Annotated in this window: 20 protein-coding genes and 1 tRNA gene; 17 read left to right on the forward strand and 4 right to left on the reverse strand. The window is 36.3% G+C overall.

What is annotated here, in order from left to right:
* Positions 1–311 precede the first annotated feature (311 nt).
* The 5 genes from rpoB to LC814_RS10695 all read left to right on the forward strand — a co-directional run bounded on the left by rpoB (position 312) and on the right by LC814_RS10695 (position 10,123).
* On the forward strand, positions 312–4,139 hold the full coding sequence (gene rpoB / locus LC814_RS10675) for a DNA-directed RNA polymerase subunit beta (RefSeq protein ID WP_226063910.1): 3,828 nt from the start codon (positions 312–314) through the stop codon (positions 4,137–4,139).
* 85 nt (positions 4,140–4,224) lie between these two features.
* Positions 4,225–8,490, forward strand: a complete 4,266-nt coding sequence (rpoC, locus tag LC814_RS10680) for a DNA-directed RNA polymerase subunit beta' (protein WP_226063911.1) — start codon at positions 4,225–4,227, stop codon at positions 8,488–8,490.
* Positions 8,491–8,589: 99 nt separating this feature from the next.
* The gene (locus tag LC814_RS10685) at positions 8,590–8,907 is read left to right on the forward strand and encodes a DUF3467 domain-containing protein (RefSeq protein WP_226063912.1); all 318 of its coding nucleotides are present in this window, start codon (positions 8,590–8,592) and stop codon (positions 8,905–8,907) included.
* A 299-nt stretch (positions 8,908–9,206) separates the two neighbouring features.
* Positions 9,207–9,491: a DUF427 domain-containing protein gene (locus tag LC814_RS10690; protein ID WP_511190242.1), complete on the forward strand. Its 285-nt coding sequence runs from the start codon at positions 9,207–9,209 to the stop codon at positions 9,489–9,491.
* 128 nt (positions 9,492–9,619) lie between these two features.
* Positions 9,620–10,123 (forward strand): thermonuclease family protein, encoded by a 504-nt coding sequence (locus tag LC814_RS10695; RefSeq protein ID WP_226063914.1) that lies wholly within the window; start codon positions 9,620–9,622, stop codon positions 10,121–10,123.
* Positions 10,124–10,252: 129 nt separating this feature from the next.
* Here the strand turns inward: LC814_RS10695 and ribB are convergent, their stop codons facing one another.
* Both ribB and LC814_RS10705 read right to left on the reverse strand, forming a co-directional pair.
* Positions 10,253–11,374 (reverse strand): 3,4-dihydroxy-2-butanone-4-phosphate synthase, encoded by a 1,122-nt coding sequence (ribB, locus tag LC814_RS10700; protein WP_226063915.1) that lies wholly within the window; start codon positions 11,372–11,374, stop codon positions 10,253–10,255.
* A gap of 138 nt (positions 11,375–11,512) precedes the next feature.
* On the reverse strand, positions 11,513–12,520 hold the full coding sequence (locus LC814_RS10705; protein WP_226063916.1) for an LLM class flavin-dependent oxidoreductase: 1,008 nt from the start codon (positions 12,518–12,520) through the stop codon (positions 11,513–11,515).
* A 139-nt stretch (positions 12,521–12,659) separates the two neighbouring features.
* Here LC814_RS10705 and LC814_RS10710 point away from each other — a divergent pair, with 139 nt between their 5' ends.
* From LC814_RS10710 to LC814_RS10760, 11 genes are all read left to right on the forward strand, one after another.
* Complete coding sequence (locus LC814_RS10710; protein ID WP_226063917.1) at positions 12,660–14,036, forward strand: DUF4403 family protein; 1,377 nt, start codon at positions 12,660–12,662, stop codon at positions 14,034–14,036.
* Positions 14,037–14,095: 59 nt separating this feature from the next.
* Positions 14,096–14,166: transfer RNA gene (locus LC814_RS10715), tRNA-Cys, on the forward strand.
* A gap of 139 nt (positions 14,167–14,305) precedes the next feature.
* Positions 14,306–15,592, forward strand: coding sequence for a DUF389 domain-containing protein (locus LC814_RS10720; protein ID WP_226063918.1), 1,287 nt, complete (start codon positions 14,306–14,308; stop codon positions 15,590–15,592).
* Positions 15,593–15,745: 153 nt separating this feature from the next.
* Positions 15,746–16,321 (forward strand): YMGG-like glycine zipper-containing protein, encoded by a 576-nt coding sequence (locus LC814_RS10725; protein WP_226063919.1) that lies wholly within the window; start codon positions 15,746–15,748, stop codon positions 16,319–16,321.
* 52 nt (positions 16,322–16,373) lie between these two features.
* Positions 16,374–17,996: an LIC_10190 family membrane protein gene (locus tag LC814_RS10730; protein ID WP_375373396.1), complete on the forward strand. Its 1,623-nt coding sequence runs from the start codon at positions 16,374–16,376 to the stop codon at positions 17,994–17,996.
* Between the two features lie 89 nt (positions 17,997–18,085).
* Positions 18,086–19,153 (forward strand): chorismate synthase, encoded by a 1,068-nt coding sequence (aroC, locus tag LC814_RS10735; protein ID WP_226063921.1) that lies wholly within the window; start codon positions 18,086–18,088, stop codon positions 19,151–19,153.
* Positions 19,154–19,209: 56 nt separating this feature from the next.
* The gene (locus LC814_RS10740) at positions 19,210–19,821 is read left to right on the forward strand and encodes a thioredoxin family protein (RefSeq protein WP_226063922.1); all 612 of its coding nucleotides are present in this window, start codon (positions 19,210–19,212) and stop codon (positions 19,819–19,821) included.
* 21 nt (positions 19,822–19,842) lie between these two features.
* A complete protein-coding gene (locus tag LC814_RS10745) occupies positions 19,843–20,394 on the forward strand; it encodes a TlpA family protein disulfide reductase (RefSeq protein ID WP_226063923.1) in 552 nt (183 codons plus the stop codon).
* A 72-nt stretch (positions 20,395–20,466) separates the two neighbouring features.
* Positions 20,467–20,805, forward strand: coding sequence for a YkvA family protein (locus tag LC814_RS10750; RefSeq protein WP_226063924.1), 339 nt, complete (start codon positions 20,467–20,469; stop codon positions 20,803–20,805).
* A gap of 223 nt (positions 20,806–21,028) precedes the next feature.
* Positions 21,029–21,937: a tRNA (adenosine(37)-N6)-dimethylallyltransferase MiaA gene (gene miaA, locus LC814_RS10755; RefSeq protein WP_226063925.1), complete on the forward strand. Its 909-nt coding sequence runs from the start codon at positions 21,029–21,031 to the stop codon at positions 21,935–21,937.
* A 4-nt stretch (positions 21,938–21,941) separates the two neighbouring features.
* Entirely contained in the window at positions 21,942–22,499 is a 558-nt protein-coding gene (locus LC814_RS10760; RefSeq protein WP_226063926.1) for a thioredoxin family protein, read from the forward strand.
* Positions 22,500–22,561: 62 nt separating this feature from the next.
* Here LC814_RS10760 and LC814_RS10765 read toward each other — a convergent pair whose 3' ends face one another.
* Positions 22,562–23,200, reverse strand: coding sequence for an MBL fold metallo-hydrolase (locus LC814_RS10765; protein WP_226063927.1), 639 nt, complete (start codon positions 23,198–23,200; stop codon positions 22,562–22,564).
* A 158-nt stretch (positions 23,201–23,358) separates the two neighbouring features.
* On the opposite strand from LC814_RS10765, the gene LC814_RS10770 reads away from it, so the two are divergent.
* Entirely contained in the window at positions 23,359–24,570 is a 1,212-nt protein-coding gene (locus LC814_RS10770; protein ID WP_226063928.1) for a type IX secretion system plug protein, read from the forward strand.
* A 296-nt stretch (positions 24,571–24,866) separates the two neighbouring features.
* Here the strand turns inward: LC814_RS10770 and LC814_RS10775 are convergent, their stop codons facing one another.
* Positions 24,867–25,091, reverse strand: coding sequence for an addiction module protein (locus LC814_RS10775; RefSeq protein ID WP_226063929.1), 225 nt, complete (start codon positions 25,089–25,091; stop codon positions 24,867–24,869).
* Between the last annotated feature and the right edge of the window lie 64 nt (positions 25,092–25,155).

Genomic DNA, 25,155 nt, shown 5'->3' on the forward strand with positions numbered 1-25,155 from the left:
ATTTTGGCGCAAATAACTATATACTCGACTTTAATTTACTGATTTTCAACTCTTTCATATTCTGAAAGGGGATTTTCTGTTTTAAATCTAGTCCGTAAGCATCACCGCCAAAATACAGTGAAAATATTTTGCACTACGTCGTGAAAAGATATACCGATGTTGCAGTTAGAAAGAGCCAAGTACAAAGAGCCAAGAGCCAAGACTTCTCCTGATTGCGCCAAAATCAACCGTCTGAACTCCAATTCTTTCTTAGTTTCTTTCTGATATTTTAGAAACAAAATATTTTTTAACCCTCATTCTTTAATTTTTTTATGAGTAAATCTAAAGCAGTCGCTAAAGCTCAGGCTAATCAAAGAATCAATTTCTCCGAAGCAAAAGGAAAAATTGTGACTCCTGACTTTTTGGACATTCAGATCCAATCTTTCAAAGATTTTTTCCAGTTGGACACCCTTCCGGAGCAAAGACTCAATGAATCTTTGTACAAAACCTTTCAAGAAAATTTCCCAATTACCGATTCCCGAAACAATTTCGTTTTGGAGTTTTTGGATTATTTGGTTGATTCCCCAAGATACTCGATCGACGAGTGTGTAGAAAGAGGTTTAACCTATTCGGTTCCTCTGAAAGCCAGACTAAAATTGTACTGTACTGATCCGGAACACGAAGATTTCCAGACCGTGGTACAAGATGTTTATTTGGGACCAGTTCCTTATATGACGCCATCTGGTTCATTTATTATTAATGGTGCGGAGCGTGTTATTGTAACTCAATTACACAGATCTCCTGGTGTTTTCTTTGGTCAGACTTATCACGCCAACGGAACTAAATTGTACTATTCCCGTATTATTCCTTTCAAAGGATCTTGGATGGAATTTACAACCGACATCAATAATGTGATGTTCGCGTACATCGACCGTAAGAAAAAATTGCCTTTAACTACATTGTTAAGAGCAATCGGATACGAATCCGATAAAGATATCCTTCAGATTTTTGATCTAGCAGAAGAAGTAAAAGTTTCTAAAGCAGCGTTGAAAAAAGTAGAAGGTAGAGTTTTAGCAGCGAGAGTTTTGAACACATGGTTCGAAGATTTTGTTGATGAAGACACGGGTGAAGTAGTTTCTATCGAACGAAATGAAATCATCTTAGACAGAGAAACAGTTCTTGAAAAAGAGCATATTGATATGATTATTGATTCTGGTGTGAAATCAATCTTGATTCACAAAGAAAATGCAAATGAATTTTCTATTATCCAGAATACATTACAAAAAGATCCAACCAACTCTGAAAAAGAAGCGGTTGAATATATTTACCGTCAGTTGCGTAACGCAGATCCGCCCGATGAAGAAACAGCACGTGGAATTATAGAAAAATTATTCTTCTCTGAGCAACGTTATTCATTAGGTGAAGTTGGTCGTTACCGATTGAACAAAAAACTGAATCTTAATATTCCGGAAAAAACAGAAGTTTTAACCAAGGAAGATATTATTGCTATTGTAAGACACTTAATTGAATTGGTAAACGCGAAAGCGGAAGTTGATGATATTGATCACTTGTCGAACAGACGTATTAAAACTGTTGGTGAGCAATTATCAGGTCAGTTTAGTGTAGGTCTTTCCAGAATTGCAAGAACGATTAGAGAAAGAATGAACGTTAGAGATAACGAAATCTTTACTCCAATTGATTTGGTAAACGCAAAAACATTAACCTCTGTGATTAACTCGTTCTTCGGAACGAATCAGTTATCTCAGTTCATGGATCAAACCAATCCACTCTCAGAAATCACGCACAAGCGTAGACTTTCTGCCCTGGGACCTGGTGGACTTTCAAGAGAGAGAGCAGGTTTTGAGGTACGTGACGTTCACCATACGCACTACGGAAGAATTTGTCCGATTGAAACGCCAGAGGGACCAAACATTGGTCTAATTTCATCTTTGGGTATTTATGCGAAAATTAACAGTCTTGGTTTCATCGAAACTCCATACAGAAAAGTAGAAAACGGTAAAGTTGACTTGAAAACTGCACCAATTTATTTAAATGCGGAAGATGAAGAAGATCGTGTAATTGCGCAGGCAAATATCGATATGAAAGATGATGGTACCATTAATACAGACAGAGTAATTGCTCGTTTGGATGGTGATTATCCAGTTGTTGAGCCTCAGCAGGTAGATTTAATTGATGTAGCTCCGAACCAAATTTCTGGTATTTCTGCTTCATTGATTCCTTTCTTGGAGCATGATGATGCCAACCGTGCCTTGATGGGATCGAATATGATGCGTCAGGCAGTTCCATTATTGAAGCCAGAAGCTCCGATTGTAGGTACAGGTTTAGAAAAACAGGTGGCAACAGATTCACGTGTTTTAATCAATGCTGAAGGTACGGGTGTTGTGGAGTATGTAGATGCTAACAAGATCACCATTAAATATGACAGAACTGAAGATCAGGATCTTGTATCATTTGAATCAGGAACGAAAACTTATAAATTAACCAAATTCCGTAAAACCAACCAGAGTACGACCATCACTTTGAGACCAAACGTAAGAGTAGGGGATAAAGTTGAAAAAGGTCAGGTTCTTTGTGACGGTTATGCAACTGAAAATGGAGAATTGGCAATCGGTAGAAACCTTACTGTAGCATTTATGCCATGGAAAGGGTACAACTTTGAGGATGCAATTGTAATTAATGAAAAAGTAGTTCGTGAAGACTGGTTTACTTCAATTCACGTTGATGAATATTCACTGGAAGTTCGGGATACCAAATTAGGTATGGAAGAATTAACTGCTGATATTCCTAACGTTTCTGAAGAAGCTACAAAAGATCTTGACGAAAACGGTATGATTAGAATCGGTGCTGATGTGAAGCCTGGTGATATCATGATTGGTAAGATTACTCCAAAAGGAGAATCAGATCCAACGCCGGAAGAAAAATTATTAAGAGCGATCTTCGGTGACAAAGCTGGAGACGTAAAAGATGCTTCGTTAAAAGCAGATTCTTCATTAAGAGGAGTTGTTATTAACAAGAAGTTATTCTCAAGAAATATTAAAGATAAAAAGAAAAGATCCGAAGAGAAATTGAAACTTGAGGAAATCGAAAATACGTACAAAGCGAAATTCGATGAATTAAGAAATACCCTTCTCGAAAAATTAGGAACTTTAGTTAATGGTAAAACTTCTCAGGGAGTTAATAATGACCTTAACGAGGAGATTATCGGAAAAGGCGTGAAGTTTACAACCAAACTTCTTCAATCTGTTGAAGATTATGTAAACGTAAGTGGTGCTGACTGGACTGTAGATGCTGAGCGTAACAGCTTAGTAAAACAGTTGATTCACAACTACAAAATCAAGTATAACGATATTCAAGGAATTAAGAACCGTGAGAAATTTGCGATCTCAATTGGTGATGAACTTCCTGCAGGAATTATCAAACTGGCTAAAGTATATGTTGCTAAAAAACGTAAACTGAACGTAGGTGATAAAATGGCGGGTCGTCACGGTAACAAAGGAATTGTATCCAGAATTGTTCGTGAAGAAGATATGCCGTTCCTTGAAGACGGAACACCAGTAGATATCGTATTGAACCCACTTGGGGTACCTTCTCGTATGAACATCGGACAGATTTACGAAACTGTTTTAGGATGGGCTGGTCAGAAATTAGGTTTAAAATTCGCAACGCCAATTTTCGATGGTGCAAGTTTAGATCAGATTACTGAATATACAGAACAGGCAGGTTTACCAAAATATGGTAGCACTTACTTATATGATGGTGGAACAGGTGAAAGATTCGCACAACCAGCAACGGTTGGGATCATTTATATGTTGAAATTGGGTCACATGGTAGATGATAAAATGCACGCACGTTCAATCGGACCATATTCATTAATTACGCAACAGCCGTTAGGTGGTAAAGCGCAGTTTGGTGGACAAAGATTTGGTGAGATGGAGGTTTGGGCATTAGAAGCATTTGGTGCTTCGAACATCCTGAGAGAAATCTTGACTGTGAAGTCTGATGACGTGATTGGTAGAGCTAAAACGTATGAAGCAATTGCAAAAGGAGAAGCAATGCCTGAACCAGGTATTCCAGAATCCTTCAATGTATTGTTGCATGAGTTACAGGGTCTTGGTCTTGATGTAAGACTTGAGGAATAATTAGAAGCAAGATACAAGAAACAAGATCCAAGAGATGAGATCTTGATTCTTACATCTCTAATCTCTTAATCTTTAAAATTAACAAATGTCAAATAAAAATAAAACAAGTAATTTTACAAAAATTACGATTGGACTTTCTTCTCCAGAAATTATCCTACAGGATTCCCGAGGTGAAGTTTTAAAGCCCGAAACAATTAACTACCGTACGCACAAGCCGGAAAGAGATGGTCTTTTCTGCGAAAAAATCTTCGGACCTGTAAAGGATTACGAATGTGCTTGTGGAAAATACAAAAGAATCCGATATAAAGGAATTGTTTGTGACCGTTGTGGTGTAGAAGTTACCGAGAAAAAAGTACGTAGAGAAAGAATCGGGCATATTGGCTTGGTTGTTCCTGTGGCTCATATCTGGTACTTCCGTTCTTTACCGAATAAAATCGGTTATCTTTTAGGATTACCGTCTAAGAAATTAGACATGATCATTTATTATGAAAGATATGTCGTGATTCAGCAGGGTATGGCTAAAAAAGCTGACGGCGCTGATTTCGATGACAAAGAATTCCTAACTGAGGAAGAATATCTGGATGTTCTAGAAACTCTTCCGCCTGAAAATCAATATCTTGATGATGCTGATCCGAATAAATTCATCGCCAAAATGGGTGCTGAAGCGGTTGAAGAATTATTAAAAAGAATTGATTTAGATGCTTTGTCATTTGACTTGCGTCATAAAGCACACAACGAATCTTCAAAACAAAGAAGAACAGAAGCCTTAAAAAGATTAAACGTTGTAGAAGCATTGAGAGGTGCAAACACGCGTATGATCAACCGTCCAGAATGGATGATTATGAGGGTGCTTCCTGTAATTCCACCAGAATTGAGACCTTTGGTTCCATTGGATGGTGGTCGTTTTGCGACTTCAGATTTAAATGACCTTTACCGTCGCGTAATCATTAGAAATAACCGTTTAAAGAGACTTTTGGAAATTAAAGCTCCGGAAGTAATTCTTCGTAACGAGAAAAGAATGTTGCAGGAATCTGTAGATTCATTATTCGATAATACCAGAAAATCTTCTGCAGTAAAATCGGAATCTAATAGACCATTGAAATCACTTTCAGATTCATTGAAAGGTAAACAAGGTCGTTTCCGTCAAAACTTACTGGGAAAACGTGTGGATTATTCAGCACGTTCCGTAATCGTCGTAGGTCCAAACCTACAATTGCACGAGTGTGGTATTCCTAAAGATATGGCAGCTGAGCTTTACAAACCATTTATCATCAGAAAACTGATTGAAAGAGGAATCGTAAAAACAGTGAAGTCTGCTAAAAGAATCATTGATAGAAAAGAGCCCGTAGTTTATGATATTCTGGAAGGCGTAATGAAAGGTCACCCTGTACTTTTGAACAGAGCACCTACGCTTCACAGATTGGGTATTCAGGCATTCCAGCCAAAAATGATTGAAGGAAAAGCAATTCAACTTCACCCATTGTGTACCACTGCATTTAATGCGGATTTTGATGGTGACCAGATGGCGGTGCATTTACCGTTAGGTCCGGAAGCTATTTTAGAAGCACAACTTTTAATGTTGGGTTCTCAGAATATCTTGAATCCGGCAAATGGTTCACCGATTACGGTTCCATCTCAGGATATGGTTTTGGGTCTATATTATATGACCAAAGAATTATCTTCAACAGAAGATATGAAAGTTCTAGGTGAAGGTTTAGCTTTCTATTCTGCGGAAGAAGTAGAGATCGCTTATGCAGAAGGACAAGTTTCCTTGAATGCAAAAGTAAGATGTAGAGTTCCGATGAAAGAAGATGGAGAATTGGTTACGAGATTGGTAGAAACTACTGTTGGTAGAGTTCTATTCAATCAGATCGTTCCTAAAGAAGTTGGTTACATAAACGAACTTTTGACTAAGAAATCATTGAGAAATGTAATTGGTAGAATTTTAGCCGATACAGATTTCCCAACGACGGTATCTTTCCTTGATGATATGAAAGACTTAGGTTATTCCAATGCATTCCGTGGAGGTTTATCATTTAGTTTAGGTGATATCGTAATTCCGGAAGAAAAGAAAACCATGATTGCAACAGCTGTAGAAACAGTTGATGAGATCAAGGCGAACTATAACATGGGATTAATCACCGATACAGAACGTTACAACCAAGTAATTGATGTTTGGACGAATACCAACGCCGGATTAACTGAGATGATTATGAGCAGAATGAAAACCGATCAAGGTGGGTTTAATTCAGTTTATATGATGCTTGATTCTGGAGCAAGGGGTTCCAAAGAGCAGATCCGTCAGCTTTCAGGAATGAGAGGATTGATGGCAAAACCACAAAAAGCTGGTTCTACAGGAGCAGAAATTATTGAAAACCCGATTGTAGCGAACTTTAAAGAAGGACTTTCTATTTTAGAGTACTTTATCTCTACTCACGGTGCTCGTAAAGGTCTTGCAGATACTGCATTGAAAACAGCTGATGCTGGGTATTTGACCCGTAGATTGGTAGATGTTGCACAAGATGTAATCATTACTGAAAACGACTGTGGAACTTTAAGAGGAACAGAAATTACCCCACTTAAGAAAAATGACGAAATTGTTGAAAAACTTTCGGAAAGAATCTTAGGTAGAGTTTCTTTACATAATGTATACGACCCGGAAACCGACGAGGTTATTTTGGAAGCTGATCAATTAATTGATGAAGCAATTGCAAAAAGAATCGAAGGTGCAGGTATTGATTCTGTAGAAGTACGTTCTCCATTAACTTGTGAAACGAAAAAAGGAATCTGTGCCGCTTGTTACGGTAGAAATTTAGCCACAGGAAAACCTATTCATATGGGTGAAGCTGTTGGAGTTATCGCCGCACAATCCATCGGTGAGCCAGGAACTCAGTTAACATTGAGAACCTTCCACCAAGGGGGAACAGCAGGAAATATTATCGAAAATCCTTCCATCGTTGCAAGACGTGATGGTATCGTAGAAATGGATGAAGTGAGAACAGTAACATCTGAAAACGAAGCTGGTAAAAAAGCTGAGATCGTAGTTTCCCGTTCCACAGAATTCCGTTTGGTTGCAGATAATGCAGCAAGAACACCATTGATGGTTGCCAACGTTCCTTATGGATCTGAATTGGCAGTGAAACCAGGAGACAAAGTGAAAAAAGGAGATCTAATCTGTAAGTGGGATCCGTATAATGCGGTAATCATCGCTGAATCGGCAGGTAAGATTGAGTATGAAGACATTGTTCAAGGGGTTTCTTTCCAACTGGAAATTGATGAGCAGACCGGTTTCGAAGAGAAAGTAATTTCTGAATCGAGAAATAAGAAAGCCGTACCAACTTTGAAAGTTGTGGATTCTAAAGGAGTGGAGCAAAAAGCCTACAACTTACCGGTAGGAGCACACATCATGGTAAACGATGGCGAGAAAATTAAGTCTGGTAAAGTAATGATTAAGATCCCACGTAAATCTGCAAAATCTGGAGATATTACAGGGGGTCTACCAAGAGTTACCGAATTGTTCGAAGCGAGAAATCCTTCAAACCCAGCCGTAGTTACAGAAATCGATGGTGTAGTATCTTATGGTAAAATCAAAAGAGGTAACCGCGAGTTAATCGTGGAAGCTAAAACTGGAGAAATCTCTAAATACTTGGTAAAACTTTCGAACCAGATTTTGGTACAGGAGAATGACTTTGTAAGAGCAGGTTCACCACTTTCTGACGGTTCAACAACACCAGATGACATCTTGAAAATCAAAGGACCAACAGCCGTACAGGAATATTTGGTTAATGAAATTCAGGAAGTATACAGACTTCAAGGGGTGAAAATCGATGACAAACACTTTGAAATTATTGTTCGTCAAATGATGACTAAAGTTTCAATTGTGGATGGTGGAGATACACAATTCCTGGAAGGTGCACTGGAACACAAAGGTGATTTCTTAGCAGAAAACAACAGAGTATTCGGTCTTAAAGTAGTTGTAGACGCTGGAGATTCGAAAGAATTCAAACCAGGTCAAATGATTACTACGAAAGATCTTAGAGATGAGAATTCTAAACTGAAGCGTGAAGACCTAGCTTTGGTTGAGGTTCGTGATGCATTATCTGCAACCGCAACACCGGTATTGCAAGGTATTACAAGAGCGGCACTTCAGACTAAATCGTTTATGTCGGCAGCTTCCTTCCAGGAAACTACGAAAGTTTTGAACGAGGCAGCGGTATCCGGAAAAGTAGATTACTTGAGTGGTCTGAAAGAGAATGTAATTGTAGGACACAGAATCCCGGCAGGTACAGGTCTAAAAGATTATCAAAACGTAATTGTGGGTTCTAAAAAAGAATTCGAAGACATTAACTAAATAATTATAGATTTTAGATTACAGATTTTAAAATTTTGAAAATCTGTAGTCTAAAGTCTTTTTATAATTTAAAATCTAAAATTTAAAATTTAACAAGAAATGGACAACAATCAGAATCAAGATCAAAACCAAGATCCAAACAACATCAACATTAATCTAAACGAAATGGTTGCTCAAGGCGTATATTGCAACCTTGCTTTGGTAAATAATTCACCTTCAGAATTCGTATTGGATTTCATCCAAATGATGCCAGGAGTTCAGCAGGCAAACGTAAGATCAAGAGTAATTCTTGCACCTTTACATGCAAAAAGAGTATTGGCTGCATTGCAACAAAACATCGCGAACTACGAACAACAATTCGGAGAAATCAAAGAAGTTGAACCTTTCGTATTAGGACAAAATAACGTACAAGCATAATTAGACACGTTTTTTAATATCAGTCCCGATTCTTAATTGAGTCGGGATTTTTATTTGGGCGCCTTTTTCCGCCTTCCACTCCCGCTTTTTTTACTCCACTGCGTTTCGTAAAAAAGAGCTCCGTTCAAGTCGGGGCGCGGGGAATGGTTTCTGAAAATAAATGAGTTATTAGAAAAGTTAACGTCTTTCACTCTTTTCGGCGCTCGCTTCGCTCGCGCCTCAACACCATAAAAGAGCCATATTTTATAAATTAATATTAACTTTAATCGTTGAATCTATACCTTAATAAAAATAAAAAAATCATGAAAGCAATTTGGAACGGAAAAACAATCGCAGAAAGCAATAACACAGTGGTCGTAGAAAACAATCATTATTTTCCAGAAGATAGTATTACTAGAGAGTACTATGTCTTAACCAATCACCACACTTCCTGTCCGTGGAAAGGTAAAGCTTCCTATTACAGCATTGAAGTTGATGGTAAAAAAAACGAGAACGCGGCTTGGTTTTATCCCAACCCAAAAGATGCCGCTGACAATATCAAAAATCACGTCGCATTCTGGAAAGGAGTCGAGGTAAAAGAATAATATAGTCATCTATTTCTCGATATATACCAATTTATTAATTTGAATTGGGAATGTTTTCATTAAAGTTTTAAAAAAAATATTTCTTAATTTTCGTGCTCTCAAATGATCAATAAACTCCTGTCTTTTCTATGCAAAAAACGATTTTCATTCTGCTCTTTTTCTTTTTAGGGGACAGCTTTCTACCAGCATCTTTCGCATCTTTTCAACAGAAGGAACAACTCATTCTCAAAGTGAAAGTTATCGGTATTAAAGATGGTGATACTGTCGAGGTTTTGTATTATCAACTTCCAATAATTGTTCGTTTGGAGCATATTGATGCGCCAGAAAAAAAGCAATCGTTCGGTACAGTTTCTAAGCAAAAACTTTCCGATTTAGCTTTCGGCAAAATGGTTACTATCGTCAGTTCCGGTAAAAAAGGAAATTATGACAGAAACGGAAGGATGATTGCGGAGGTTTACACCAATGAAAAAACCTGCCTCAACAAAGAAATGCTGAAAACAGGTTTAGCCTGGCATTATAAAAAATATTCTACAAATTCCGAATATGCTCAAGTAGAAAGTATCGCAAGAAAAAATAAAGTAGGACTTTGGTCTGATAAAAATTCCATCGCACCTTGGAATTTTAGAAAATAATAGAATTTTACGTTCTGATTCTGAAGTTTAAATTTAAAAATCAGCTTTCTTTCATCACTAAAATTCGTAACTCAAAATTAAAAATCTAGTAACTTTCCACTTGGCACCTTTACCTTTTTCCTTGGCTCTTTATAATTCCACCATTTCCGTCACTTCCACGTCGTAACCACCAACCAAAGGTTTCTGATTCACGTTCTGGGAAATAACTCGGAATTTATTGATGCCTAAGTTTTTTAATATCTGTGTTCCAATCCCATAATCGTGGAAATTAGAAGCCAGCGTAGCTCGCTTTTCCTGACCATCCTGGAAATCTAAAAACTGCTGCAATTTGCGCATCGTGTTTTCAGAATTAGAAACGTTATTAATAAATATGATTGCGCCTTTTCCTTCTTCATTAATCATCGAAGTTACTTTTTCTAACAAGGGTTTTTCACCTGTTGTCAAGCGGCTTAAAACATCAAAATAGGAATTAGAAGCCTGAACACGTACAAGAATTGGCTCGTTTTCAGCCCATTTTCCTTTTGTTAATGCAAAGTGAATCTGGTCGGTACTCGTTTCTTTAAAAGCGAAAAAATCGAATTCTCCATAAAAAGTTTTCACTTTTCTTTCTTCTAAACGTGCGATTAAATCACCTTTTCTTAATTGGTATTCAATTAAATCTTCTATGGAAACCAGTTTTAAATCGTGTTTTTTAGCGAGCGTATACAACTCCGGAAGTCTTGCCATCGACCCGTCATCATTCATAATTTCGCAGATAACACCACCTTCTTGCAGGCCAGCTAATTTTGTTAAATCGATGGCAGCTTCTGTGTGGCCAGCTCTTTTTAGCACACCGCCTTTTTTTGCTCGTAAAGGAAAAATATGTCCCGGACGCATAAAATCTGCAGGTTTGGTTTTTGGATCCATCAAAGCTAAAATTGTTTTGCTTCGGTCACTCGCAGAAATTCCTGTAGAAACACCTTCTCCCAATAAATCAACGGAAACTGTAAAAGCAGTTTCTTTGGGGTCACTGCTGCGTGTCACCATAATATCAAGACCCAATTCATCACATCTCTTTTCTGGCAGGGGTGTACAGATAAGGCCACGACCGTGAATCGTCATAAAATTGATAATTTCAGGGGTCGTCAATTCAGCCGCTGAAAGAAAATCTCCTTCATTTTCTCTGTTTTCATCATCAACAACAATGATTATTTTACCGTTTTTTAGATCTTCAATCGCTTCAGCAATCGTATTTAATTGAATGTCTGACATTTTACTTTTAGATTTTTGCAAAGATACTGAGTTTTCGTGCAACCGACAATTCGAAAATAGGTCTTGTTTTCCTGAACACCATATTCGAAAATTTCTCAAATTAAGAATTATTAAGCAGTCAAACTTTCATTAAGAACGTCAAATAGATAAACTTAAATCGTCAACCACGCTTCGGAAAATTTTATAAGAATTAATACGTGCTTCCTGTTCGTAAATATGAGACGTAATCATCATTTCATCTACACCAAACATATTCTGAAACTGTTGCATTTCGTTTTTTATTTTTTCGGCACTTCCTATAAAGCTGTAACGTAACATCCGCAGAACATGGGCTTTCTCCATCGGATTCCAAACATCATCAATATCTGCTACAGGTGGCGAATAAGGCTTTCTGTCATTCCTGATAATATTAATAAAAGCTTGATACAAAGTCGTGGATAGTTTTTTTGCTTCTTGATCGGTTTCCGCTGCAATTCCATTAACGCATGCAATTAAATACGGTTTGGGAAAGCTCTCACTGGGTTGATAATTTCCTCTGTAAATTTCAAAAGCGGTTTCCATCATATCCGGTGCAAAATGTCCAGCGAATGCGTAAGGCAGACCCATTTCTGCAGCCAGCCACGCACTGTCTGTACTTGATCCTAAGATGTAAATGGGAATATCGCAACCTTCTCCGGGAATTGCTCTGACCAAACTTTCAGAATTTTCGATGGAAAAATACCGTTGCAGTTCCAGAATCTGTTGAGGAAAATATTGGTTGATGTTATTGGGATTTCTACCCAATGCTTTAGCCGTCAAGCCATCAGTTCCTGGTGCGCGCCCGACTCCCAGATCGATTCGTTTTGGGAACAGACTTTCGAGCGTTCCAAATTGTTCTGCGATAACCAGAGAACTGTGATTGGGCAACATTACGCCGCCTGATCCAACTCTGATTTTTTTAGTTCCATTTGCAATAAATCCAATAAGGACGGACGTTGCGGAGCTTGCAATACTGGCCATATTATGATGTTCGGCAAGCCAAAACCGCTTATAATTTAAATCTTCAACCTTTTGCGCTAATTCTAAGCTGTCATTAAAAGTATCGTGTATTGTTTTATTCTGTTTTACTGGTGCGAGGTCCAGTACAGAAATTTCAAATTTTTTCATAGGAAGTAAGGTAATAAAATCGTTTTAAATTTCCGTTAAATTCTGACTATCATTCATATTGATATTAAGTTGCCGGAAGTAAATAATTATTTCACACTATCCAAATTTTATGCAAATTTGCGTTTAATAATAAAATCTTATGCGGCTTTTCTTACTTCTAATTTTTTTTCTTGCGAGCTACAGTGTTGGAGCTCAGCAAGTAATCTCCGAAACAACACCTTTGTCCCTTAATTTCCCGAAAATAAAGTCTTCAGTCACTCTTCCTGTACAGATTCCTCTTTCTGAAATATCAAAGATGGTGAACTCCGCGACGCCTACTCCACTTTTTCAGGATGATTCTTTTACGGACAATAATAATGACCAGTTTAAGGTGAAAGTTTGGAAAACGAGACCAATTCGGCTAATCGGTGGCACAAAACAAAATCTCCTCATCGAAGTTCCATTGAAAATCTGGGCAGAAAAAGGCATCGGAAATTTTGGCCTCTATAATTATCAGAATACTACTTTCGAAACGGTAATGTATTTCAGTACGCAGATTAATTTTCAAAATAATTGGGCTATAGTGACGAAAACAACACCGCTTGGTTTTAAATGGGTGACGAAACCTGTGCTGGATTATGGAAAGATTAAAGTTCCGATTACTTCATTTGTCGAATCAAGTTTGCAAAAACAGCAAGCTGAATTCTCGAAAACGATAGATGAAATGATGTTGACACAGCTAAATTTCCAGCAATACGCCGTACTGGCCTGGAATCAGTTTTCACATCCTTTTAATATTTCAGAAGAGTATAACACCTGGTTGAAAATTAATCCGGTAAACATCAATATTTCTCCGCTCGTTTTTTATGGGAATAGGATTGATTTCAATCTGGGAATTGATACTTATTCTGAAACTTTTACGGGATCAAAACCAGCAGCATCTCCCGCAGTTAGGAGTGTTCCTGATTTTAAAAATGTACAAACTTTACCTCAGAAATTTGTGTTGCAAACTACGGCGAATATTCCTTTAACAGAAGCCAGCGACATTGCGGAAAAAATGTTTTTGGGTAAAGAATTTGATTTTCGCGAAGGCAAATCAAAAATTATAATTGACGATGTAAAAATTTATGGCGAGCAAAATCGCTTGACTTTAGAAATACATACCAGTGGCGCTTTGGAAGGAATCTCATTTATTTCTGGAATTCCGATATATAATTCTGAGAAGAGAAAAATTACACTTTCTGAAACAACTTACAAATTAAACACAAAGAATATTTTGCATAAGGCAGCTGCCCTTCTGTTCAAAGGCAAAATAGTAAGTTTAATCGAAAATGAATATGGCATTCCAACAGCGGATATCGAAGATAATGCGCGGAAAAGTATTGAAGACGTATTCAATAAAGAATATTACAAAGGATTGAAAATGAGGGGAAAAGTGTTTCAGCTCAAACCGGAATCAATTTTGATGAATGGCGAGGTGATGACGGTTATCATCAACACAGAGGCGCAAATCGTTCTATCGGTAAGCGGTTTGTAATTAATTTGATATTTAATTTCGCCGACTTTAGAAAATTTTCTATATTTGCAAACCCAAATGGTTCTTTGGCCGAGTGGTTAGGCAGTGGTCTGCAACACCATCTACAGCGGTTCGAATCCGCTAGGAACCTCATAAAACCCTATTCATCTTTTAAGATTTATAGGGTTTTTTATTTTTTAGGAGAATTTTAAAAGGTAGAAGGAAGGAAAATATGCTTTTCATAACCATCTTTTTATTTTCTACATTTGTTCTCGTCGTAATTTTATTTCATGAATAATTATTTTAATCTCCAAGACGGAGAAGAGCAGAAAGAAAAAGTCCTTGCAAATGTACAAAGCAGCATTGTTTTTTCAGGTTCAAATGTTTGGGTTTTAGCGTGTGCTATTGTGATCGCGTCCGTTGGGCTTAATGTAAATTCTACAGCGGTGGTTATTGGTGCCATGTTAATTTCACCCTTGATGGCCCCAATTGTAGGCGCAGGTTTCGCATTAGCTATGTTTGATTTCAAGTTGCTCCGGAAATCGCTGAAAAATCTTTTAGTCTCCACCTTAGTAGGTCTCTTATTTTCTTCGCTTTATTTCTTTCTAACGCCGTTTAAGGAAGCCCAATCAGAAATTTTAGCCCGAACTGCTCCTAATATTTATGATGTTCTCATTGCTTTTTTTGGGGGACTGGTAGGTGTAATTGCAGTTACAAGAGTTGAAAAGGGAAATCCAATTCCGGGTGTAGCGATCGCAACTGCATTGATGCCGCCGCTCTGCACTGCTGGTTATGGTTTGGCTACAGGGAATTTTTCATTTTTTGGTGGTGCACTTTTTTTGTATACGATTAATTGTGTCTTCATTTGTATTGCCACTTATCTGATTGCAAAATATTTAAAATATCCTTCTGTAGGATTTGTAGATGCCAAACGGGAAAAAAAGGTGCGTAACTGGATAACGGCAATTACAGTCTTAATGATTGTACCAAGTTTATTTTTTGCCTACAAATTCATTCAGGAGCAGCGTTTCAAAGAAAAGGTTACGGAATATGTGCAAAAAGAATTTGAAACAAAAAACAATACCATTGTATATCAGAAAACACGATATTCGGCAACCGCACAGAGAACGATAGAGCTGGCTTTTCTCAATAGAAAATTTACAGCAAAGGAAATTGCTGATGAGAACAAGAAGTTAGCTGCGCTGGGTTTGCCAAATACCCGTTTGATTATCCGTCAGGACAGCGCTTTTCTTGCTGACGCATCCACGAAAAAAATTGCAAATAATGAAATCGATAACAATTTTTCTAAAGTTATCGCAGATTTAAACGCCTCCGTAGAACGGTATTCTTTCAAAACTGATAATTTGTTTAATGAGACGAAAGCGATTTTTCCCGAACTTACCTCCATATCATTAGCAAAACAGGAAGTTTTCATTAAAAAAGATTCTTCACAAATTATTCCTATTGCCCTTTATCAGAGTGAAAATGAACTATCAAAAGATCGTCAAGCTACTTTATCAGATTGGTTGAAAGCAAAGTTGAAAATAGATACGGTGGAAATCTACAGAAGACCCTAGTTTTTTGTGATCGAAATAAAAGTCGGAATTAATCGATGGATGCTCAATTTTAATAAATATTAGATAAATTAACAGTCTGTTAACATACGATTGGTGTCGTTTTTGGCTCTACGTAATATAGAATGTAAAAATAACTTATTTAAAAAGTACATTATGAAAACACAGAATATCACACCTACAAATAGAAGATCAATATTTAAGAATTTATTTTTAACAAGTACCTTATCAGTTCTGATGTTAGCAGCTTGTACAAAAGATAACACAGTCGCCGAGAAATCTCTAGATCAACAAAAAATGGAGTTTCAGGCAAGACAACTTGAAATTGAAAAACAAAAGTTAGCCATTGAAAAAGAAAAAATGGCCTATGAAACACAGAAAAAAGAAGACAGTATTGCGGAAGTGCAGAAAGCGAGAGCTGCTGCTCCAAAACCTCAAGTGATTAGAGAAACCAAAACTGTTTATGTAAATAATACCCCGAGACAATCGGCTTCCTCTTCAGGAAACGCTTCAAACGACGGTTACTCTCAAGGAACCACGCAGAAACAGGGAATGAGTAAAGCTGCAAAAGGTACAATTATCGGTACTGTTGGTGGTGCGGCGGCTGGAGCCATTATCAGTAAGAAAAATCGTGGATTAGGTGCCGTAATTGGTGGTGTTGCAGGTGGCGCAACTGGTTATACAATCGGTAGAGCGCAAGATCGAAAAGACGGTCGGGTACAACCGAAGTAATAATTATACATTAATATATAAAAGATTGCTTATTTTTAAGCAATCTTTTTTTATGCTTTATATTCTATTTATGTTGATAATGCTATTGCCTACTCTCGCGGGAATAGGTGCTTTGTCAGCAAAACTTTTTACTACTCCAAATTTTGGATTAGCACTTACAATCTTAAACGGTATTTTTTTTTGCACCATCATATGGACGGTTTTTGCCTTCTTTTTTCCATTGAGTATTTACGTAGAAATTGTCACCTTAATTTTCGGCATTCTACTTTTTTTCTACTTTAAAATTTATCTTCAGTTTTGGGAATTCATTTCCAAAAACACGTTTGTATTGTTATTTGTAACGCTGATCATTGTCTTTGTTGGATCGTATTATCCGTTTATTCTGGATCATTTTGGTTATTATGTTCCCACCATCAAATGGCTTTCTGAAGTCGGTTTGGTTAAAGGCATTTCAAATCTGGATTTAATGCTTGGTCAGATGTCGCTGTGGCATATTTTTCAGGCTGGATTTTCGCATTTTGCAGATTCATTTTTAAGGATTAATGTTTTGGTATTAATCGTTTATCTTATTTATATTCTAGAAAAAAAATCCTGGATCCATTTATTTTTCCTACCGGTATTATTTGTGCTGTCGCAATCCCCAAGCCCAGACTTGCCCGTAATAGTATTCTCTTTAATTATATTAAATGAAATTTTTACGTCCAATAAAAATTCAGCTTTTTTAATTTCATTTTCAATTTTCGTGTTTGCAATTAAACCTACCGTTATATGGTTACCAATGTTTACTTTTTTTTATAGTTTTATCATCTTAAGAGGTAATCTAAAATCACTTTTTTTTGGAATTTTAGTCATGATTCAATTTTTGTTTAAAAATATATGGACATTTGGATTTCCGATTTTTCCCGTACAGTTTCTAGATTTTGGATTCTCTTGGAAGCCTAATCTCGATTTATTAAAAAACTCGTCTGAGATTGCAATTGTAAAAACATTTGACACGCAGTATAATTATGCAGAAATTCTGCAGTTCTCTAGTTGGGATTATTTTAAGAATTGGCTTATGCTCGACGGAATAAAAGGTATAATCAATATCTTTTTCATTCTTATTTTAATGGTTTTCTTTATTTATACTATTTTCAAAAAATCTAAATTAATATGGTCGTTATTTATTTCTATAATCATTAAAAGTATTGTGGTTTTTTTATTTTCAGCACAATATCGGTTTTTCGCCGAAGTCTTTTTTGTGATATTCTTTGTATTATTTATAGGAGTTTTTTCTAAGAAACTTTCAGTAATAATTTTTGGTGTGCTTGCTATTTTCTTTGCTGGATTTTTATCATTTCCGTCAGCAGTTACAACGTTTTTACCGAGTTTTAAACTTGGAAATTATATTACTGGTTTTAATGCGAGCCAGTTTTATAAACCATCTTATTTTGCTTTGAAAAAATATAAGACGCACCAAGTGGGTAATCTGAAATTCAATGTTGTTGATGGATATATTTATAATTTTGAAACTCCGATTCCTACGATTTCGCCACATTATATTTATGAGGATTTAGAAGCCGGTATTTTTCCGCAATTAAAAGGGAAAACTTTACAAGAAGGATTTATCTGGCGAGAAATGACAATCGAGGAAAAGAAAAAACTTACTGTAATCTTAAAAGACTTCCAGAATTGAAGTGACTATCACCACAAAACCTTATGATTGCCTCAATTAATCGATAAGTCAACCCGCAAAATTCCAAATTATCTCATTAACTTTGTATCATGTTCAATTTAGGAAATTTTCTCACGCTTTCTACATTTGGGGAAAGTCACGGACCTGCATATGGTGGAATTTTAACTAATTTTCCTGCAGGTTTAGAAATAGATTTAGAGAAGGTGCAACATCAATTAGATCGTCGCAAACCTGGTCAAAGTTCCATTGTTACCCAAAGAAAAGAAAGTGACACGGTAAAATTTCTCTCCGGTATTTTTGAGGGAAAAACAACTGGAACGCCGATCGGTTTTTTAATCGAAAATGAAAATCAAAAATCAAAAGATTACGATCATATCTCAAAATCAGTACGACCAAGTCACGCTGACTTTACCTATGATCAGAAATTCGGCGTAAGGGATTACCGTGGTGGTGGAAAATCGTCGGCGCGGGAAACTGTAAATTGGGTAGTCGCCGGAAGCATGGCGCGCCAACTTTTGCCGCAAGATGTTGAGATTTCAGCTTATGTTTCCTCTGTAGGAGATATTTTTTGCGAAAAGCCTTATCAGGATTTAGATTTTTCTAAGATCGATTCGAATGAAGTGAGATGTCCGGATACGCCTACTGCCGAACGAATGATTACCAAAATTAAAGAAATAAAAAAGGAAGGAAATACAATTGGTGGAACAATTACTTGCGTCATCAAAAATTTGCCGATAGGAATTGGAGAACCTGTGTTTGGAAAGCTTCAGGCCGAATTGGCAAAGGCAATGCTGAACATTAATGCTTGTAAAGGTTTTGAATATGGAAGTGGGTTTTGCGGAGCAAAAATGACGGGAAAAGATCATAATGATTTATTCAATGCCGATTTTACAACAAAATCAAATCTCTCCGGTGGAATCCAAGGTGGAATTTCTAATGGAATGGATATTTATTTTCGTGTCGCGTTTAAACCAGTAGCCACAATATTACGTCCACAAGAAAGCTTTGATACGGATGGAAATCCAATCATTGTCGAAGGAAAAGGCAGACACGATCCTTGCGTTTTGCCACGTGCCGTTCCGATCGTGGAAAATTTAGCCGCTTTTGTTTTGGCTGATTTATTTCTGATTAATAAACTTCGGAAATATGCTGTGTGATAAATATCACTGTTCAATAATATAATTTTACGGAAATTTGAATAAAATAAAAAAGAATGAAATCAACAATTGTAGAAGATCAAAACATTGATATAAAAGAAAAGACTAAAAACTATTGGGAGAACGCCTTGACTTTTGAGGGATATATGCAAGTTGCGGAAGAACGAGCGACCAACAATCGAGATAAGAATGATGAATATCAAGAATATTATGAATTGGGTCTGCAGCGATTAAATAGAACACTTAAAACATTTAAAGTTGATGCTGAGCAGCTTGCAAAAGCAAAGGCAAAAGATTTCACAGGTAAGATTTTAATAATTTCTGAACCTTGGTGTGGTGATGCCAGCGCTACGGTACCAGCAGTTTCTAAATTCTTTGAAGCCGCAGGAAACCAGGTTCGCGTTTTTTTGCGGGATCAGGATCATTCACTCATCGATCAGTTTCTGACCAATGGAACGCAGTCCATTCCGAAAGTGATCGTTCTGGAGGAAGATTTTTCTGTAAAAGCAGATTGGGGTCCGCGCCCACAATATGGAAATGACTTGTTAAAAAAATTCAAAGAAAATCCGGACACTTATTTGAGAGAAGATTTTTACAATGACTTGCAGGTTTATTACGCAAAAAACAAAGGTAAAGATGCCATCGAAGAAATTATTACGTTGCTTTAATTTTTTATAAACTTATAATTAATGGGATTTCTAAAGAAAAACGCTTTTTTTATATTGGCCATGATTTTCGTGGCAATTCTCTATATTTTTCCTTCCGTAAAACTGAAATTAAAAGATCTCTTTTTTCCGGTTGCAGCAATAGAAAATGCAATTACGTTGAATGATGAAGATTATGATATTCAATTGAGAGGGATTAATGTTCCGGATATCAATCTTAAAACTTTAAAAGGTGACAAATTGGTTTTCCTGAATTTTTGGGGAACGTGGTGTCCGCCGTGCCGGGAAGAGTGGCCAACCATCGAAAAACTCTATCAAGCCAGAAAAGATAAAATTGATTTCGTGCTCATTGCCATGCAGGACAAAGAAGAAGATGTCGTGGCGTTTATGAAGAAAAATAATTATACAGCTCCCGTTTACATTGCAGAAAGTCCAATTACGAAGCATGTTTTACCCAAGGTTTTCCCGACCACTTTTCTCCTCGATAAAAACGGACGAATTCTTTTGAAAGAAGACGGCAGTAAAGATTGGAATTCCAAGTCAACAAACGCATTTATTGATAATGTGACGAAATAATTTTAACGAAAATTTACGAAATCATGGTATAGTATTTGCGAAATACTTAGCGTTCAAAATACCAAAACAAAGATGAAAGTATCAAAAATTCAGTTGGCCAAGGAAGCATTTAAGCACAAAGGATTTATCTCTAAAATTCCAGTAATTGTGAGAATGATCAAATCAGCAACAAAAAAAGGAGGTTATAAACCACACGTAAAAGATGTTATTTTACCTGGCTTAGCCCTAATTTATCTGATCTCACCAATTGACATTATTCCAGATTGGATTCCGGGAATCGGAATTCTTGATGACCTGGCAATTCTCACATTTGCGATTCCGTTATTGGTTAAAGAAGCAGAAAAGTTTATCGCTTGGGAAGCTTCCCGAACGCCAGACGATCGAGTGATAGAAGCCGAAATCATCAGCTAAACAAATAGTAAGAACCGTTTTTAAGAGAACGGTTTTTTTATGAAGCAAGAAGATTAATTTGTCGTTCGACGTTATAATCCCGCTCTTCGTTTCAATCTTTTTTGCGGCGGCAAAGCCGCCGCAAAAAAGGATTTCCACTGCGATCGGGGATAGAATTTAAGGTATTTTTTCTCCGAAATTTTTTCAAATACTTTTATTCAAAAAAAATCAGGAAATTTGCAAGGTGAAAAAATTGATCTCTATTGTTGGAACAACCGGAATCGGCAAAACAAAACTCGCCATTGAACTGGCAAAACGTTTCGACACCGAAATTATTTCCTGTGATTCCCGCCAGTTTTTTAAGGAAATGAAAATCGGAACGGCCACGCCATCTTTAGAAGAATTGGCAGAAGTTCCGCATCATTTTATAGGAAATCTTTCCGTTCAGGATTATTATTCCATTGGTCAATTTGAAAAAGATGCTTTAAAAAAACTCCGTCAACTTTTCTTAATTCATGAAATCGTAATTTTAGTCGGTGGAAGTATGATGTACGAAAAAGCAATCATCGAAGGACTTCACGATTTGCCCGAAGCGAATGAAGAAAATCAGCGGAAACTAGAGCATATTTTAGAAATAGACGGAATTGAGAAATTACAAAATATACTTCAGAAATTAGATCCGGAATATTTTAGTAAGGTAGACACTGAAAATCCGCGCAGATTATTTCGTGCGATTGATATTATTTGGCAAACCGGAAAAACATACACAGAGAATATTTCCTCAAAAATGAATGATCGTGATTTCGAAGTGATCCGGATTGGCATTCAGGCGCCGCGCGAAATTATTTATGAACGTATCAATCAACGCGTTGACAAAATGCTGGAAAATGGTTTGCTAAATGAAGTACAATCACTTATTCACTTTAAAAATAATACCGCCTTACAAACCGTAGGTTGTTCTGAGCTTTTTAAATATTTCGATGGAACCTGGACTTTAGATTTTGCCGTTGAAGAAATCAAAAAAAATTCGCGCAGATTTGCAAAAAGACAATTGACTTGGTATCGGAAAGAGGAAAACATCAATTGGGTAAATTTTCAAAATTCCATCGCGGAATCCTTATCTTTGCTTCAGACTTTAAATATCAAAAAATAATACAATGTCAGATACACATTCAAACATGCTCGAATTGGGGACAAAAGCTCCTTTTTTTGAACTTCCAAATCCCTCCCAAAGCAACGAGGTTCAGTCACTCGATGATTTAAAGGGCGAGAAAGGAACGCTTGTGTTTTTCATTTGCAATCATTGTCCTTTTGTGCTTCATATCATTGATAAATTAGCAGAACTTTATGAAGATTATCAGGAACAGGGTATAGAATTTATCGCTATTAATTCAAATAATGTAGACAAATATCCGGCGGATTCGCCCGATAAAATGATTGAATTTCAAATAGAAAGAAAATTCGATTTTCCCTACCTATACGATGAAAGTCAGGCTATTGCAAAAGCTTACGATGCAGCTTGTACACCGGATTTTTTCTTTTTTGATGAAAAACTTGATCTCGTTTATCGTGGTCAAATGGATGATTCTCGACCTGGAAATCAAAAGGAAATTACGGGCGAAGATTTAGTCATCGCGTTCGAAAATCTTTTGGCCGGAGCGCCTCAGGAAGATTTTCAGAAACCAAGTATGGGCTGTAATATCAAATGGAAATAGATTTTTATTTTTAAAGAGCTTTCAGTAAAGATCAAAGGCAAGAAATTACACTCTTGTCTTTTTTATTTGAAAAATGGATTGTAATTTTTTTCAAATCCGATGGTGGTGGGATTTCCGTGTCCATTAAAAACTTGCGTTTCGTCATCAAGCACAAAAAGTTTTTCAGTGATGCTTTTTAATAATTGATCTGGATTTCCTTTGTAAAGATCAGTTCTACCAATGCTTCCTTCAAAAAGAACATCGCCCGAAATCATAAATTTTTGTTCCTCGTTAAAAAATGTAACACTTCCTGGAGAATGCCCTGGAACATGCAGAATTTTAAAATGGTCATTTCCTAAACTGAGCACTTCATTTTCTTTCAAATAGGAAATTTCTCCTTCAAAAGGTTTAAAGAAAAATCCAAATCGGTTAGCATCCATGGGATTTCTGTCTAGCATTTCCTGTTCGATCTCATGCATTAAAACAGGGACTTTATAATAATCATAAACTTTTTGCAAACCCAATACATGATCGATATGAGCATGAGTTAAAAGAATATTTTGAATTTCTAGGTGGTTGTCCGAAATAAATTGATGTAAAACATCAGTTTCTTTATCCGTAAAATTTCCCGGATCGATAATGAAAGCCTCTTTTTTTTCATTATAAATAACGTAGGTATTTTCGGAAAACGGATTGAAAACAAAAGATTGAATATGCAACATTGTGGTGATTTTCTACAAAGATAATTTCAAATTTTTAATTATAAAATTTTGGTGAGAAACAATAACTTTAAATTTATTCTGTTATCAGAATATCATGCGGTGTTCATTTCAGTAAATCACTATTTTTCTCCAAATCAAAATTCTGTATCTTCGTATCGATGAAATATTTGCAGTTTTTATTACTCTTATCCAGTTCTTTTTTCTATGCGCAGGATATCCGCAGCGTACAGTTATTTAATCCCCAGACCAATGATGAAACTGCGGTTATTGGTTTTAATGAAAAGTTAATTCTTCGCTTTGATGATTTATCGAACTCCAGCACAGTTTACAGATATACCATTAAACATTTAGATCGAAACTGGCAGGATGACGGTTTGTTTTTTACTGAATATGCGAATGGAAGTTTAAATGGTTTAATTGATCAATTGCAGTACTCTTTCAATACGTTACAACCTTATACGAATTATACTTTAACCTTCCCCAACGATAAAATTCAACCGAAAATTTCGGGAAATTTTGAACTAATTGTTTATTACGATTCACCTGAAAAGCCTTTGTTCACCAAAAGATTTAGCGTCGTAGAAGATGGGGCAAATCTTGCACTTAATATTTCTAGAACTTTAGATTCGCGGAATAAACAACTTAACCAGCGCGTCGAAGTGCAGGCGATTGGAAGCAATTCTTCAATGACTTCAAATTTAAATTCTCTAAGTTTAAATGTAATTCAAAATAACAACTGGAAGACAGCAATTTTTAATCAGAAACCAAGTTCGACGTTGGGTAATAAAGTTCTTTTTCAACAAATGAATCTCGCATTTCCAGGAAATAATGAGTTTTACTATTTTGATAATAAAAATATGAGTCAGCCTTTTGATATGGTGGCGCAAACCGAGAGCATTGACGGTATTAATTACACGTATCTTCATCCTGTGTGGGCGTTTCCGCTGAATTATCAATATCAACCAGATGTGAACGGCGCCTTCTATTTCCGCAGAAATGACTTGGGAATTGAAAGAAATGCAGAAAGAGAAGCCGATTACTCTTGGGTTTATTTCGCTTTGGATTCCGATAAAACTGATAAAGAAATTTTTGTGTTGGGTGGTTTTAATGACTTTACTCCAAGTAAAGAAAATCAAATGTTTTATGATGAAACTGCTAGAAAATATTTGGCTAAAATATATTTAAAGCAAGGCTTCTACAACTATATTTTAGCGACAAAAAATCCGGATGGAAGTTTAAATCTTGGTGAAATTAACGGTAATTTCTGGCAGACCGAAAACCTGTATCAAGCATTTTTATATTACCAACCTTTCGGTAGAAATTACGATGGATTGCTAGGTTATGGGGAATTTAGAACGCCGGTGCGATAGATTTTTAGGCTTATCCCAGTTTGTCAGGATTTTTGCGATGTATGAAAAATTGCGAAAAAAAAATTGCTGATTGCTCTTTTATATAAAAATAGTGAATGGCAAAAGGGAAATGTTTTAAATACGTTACGTGAACTTCGTCGTATTTAATTTCACTTGACAAAGGATTTGAAGCAACAAACTTTAACTTACTAGTAACTGACTTCATTAATTTTTCCCCAAACCTGTCTTCCTTTTTTTATAAAAATGGACTGATTCTTTCAATTGAGGTGTTGCTCTGTCAGAAAGTAAAACTTTCATTATAATTCCTCTTCAATTTCCCTAATGACGTCTTCAAGATCGTGCGCAGAATCAGGGTTCTTTTTATATTCTGCAATACTATCTCTCACTTCATTTTTCTGCCACTCCGGAATTTCAGGGTCAATTTCTTCTGATAACCCATCAATATAACCCCAAATTCTTTCCAAAAAATTTTCAGGAAGTATTTTCAGTTTTTCGGTAAGTTGTTCAACTGTAACATTCATATAATTAAAGTTATGAAAAACTATTCATAAAAAAAGACCTTCAAGATTTCCTGAAGGTCGCTAT

Source organism: Kaistella polysaccharea, from assembly GCF_020410745.1.
Taxonomy (GTDB): Bacteria; Bacteroidota; Bacteroidia; order Flavobacteriales; family Weeksellaceae; genus Kaistella; species Kaistella polysaccharea.

What these genes read in the sequence shown, in the direction of transcription:
- rpoB (WP_226063910.1), top strand. Translation starts at nt 312, where the DNA reads ATGAGTAAATCTAAAGCAGTCGCTAAAGCTCAGGCTAATCAAAGAATC.
- rpoC (WP_226063911.1), top strand. Translation starts at nt 4,225, where the DNA reads ATGTCAAATAAAAATAAAACAAGTAATTTTACAAAAATTACGATTGGA.
- LC814_RS10685 (WP_226063912.1), top strand. Translation starts at nt 8,590, where the DNA reads ATGGACAACAATCAGAATCAAGATCAAAACCAAGATCCAAACAACATC.
- LC814_RS10695 (WP_226063914.1), top strand. Translation starts at nt 9,620, where the DNA reads ATGCAAAAAACGATTTTCATTCTGCTCTTTTTCTTTTTAGGGGACAGC.
- ribB (WP_226063915.1), bottom strand. Translation starts at nt 11,374, where the DNA reads ATGTCAGACATTCAATTAAATACGATTGCTGAAGCGATTGAAGATCTA.
- LC814_RS10705 (WP_226063916.1), bottom strand. Translation starts at nt 12,520, where the DNA reads ATGAAAAAATTTGAAATTTCTGTACTGGACCTCGCACCAGTAAAACAG.
- LC814_RS10710 (WP_226063917.1), top strand. Translation starts at nt 12,660, where the DNA reads ATGCGGCTTTTCTTACTTCTAATTTTTTTTCTTGCGAGCTACAGTGTT.
- LC814_RS10720 (WP_226063918.1), top strand. Translation starts at nt 14,306, where the DNA reads ATGAATAATTATTTTAATCTCCAAGACGGAGAAGAGCAGAAAGAAAAA.
- LC814_RS10725 (WP_226063919.1), top strand. Translation starts at nt 15,746, where the DNA reads ATGAAAACACAGAATATCACACCTACAAATAGAAGATCAATATTTAAG.
- LC814_RS10730 (WP_375373396.1), top strand. Translation starts at nt 16,374, where the DNA reads ATGCTTTATATTCTATTTATGTTGATAATGCTATTGCCTACTCTCGCG.
- aroC (WP_226063921.1), top strand. Translation starts at nt 18,086, where the DNA reads ATGTTCAATTTAGGAAATTTTCTCACGCTTTCTACATTTGGGGAAAGT.
- LC814_RS10740 (WP_226063922.1), top strand. Translation starts at nt 19,210, where the DNA reads ATGAAATCAACAATTGTAGAAGATCAAAACATTGATATAAAAGAAAAG.
- LC814_RS10745 (WP_226063923.1), top strand. Translation starts at nt 19,843, where the DNA reads ATGGGATTTCTAAAGAAAAACGCTTTTTTTATATTGGCCATGATTTTC.
- LC814_RS10750 (WP_226063924.1), top strand. Translation starts at nt 20,467, where the DNA reads ATGAAAGTATCAAAAATTCAGTTGGCCAAGGAAGCATTTAAGCACAAA.
- LC814_RS10760 (WP_226063926.1), top strand. Translation starts at nt 21,942, where the DNA reads ATGTCAGATACACATTCAAACATGCTCGAATTGGGGACAAAAGCTCCT.
- LC814_RS10765 (WP_226063927.1), bottom strand. Translation starts at nt 23,200, where the DNA reads ATGTTGCATATTCAATCTTTTGTTTTCAATCCGTTTTCCGAAAATACC.
- LC814_RS10770 (WP_226063928.1), top strand. Translation starts at nt 23,359, where the DNA reads ATGAAATATTTGCAGTTTTTATTACTCTTATCCAGTTCTTTTTTCTAT.
- LC814_RS10775 (WP_226063929.1), bottom strand. Translation starts at nt 25,091, where the DNA reads ATGAATGTTACAGTTGAACAACTTACCGAAAAACTGAAAATACTTCCT.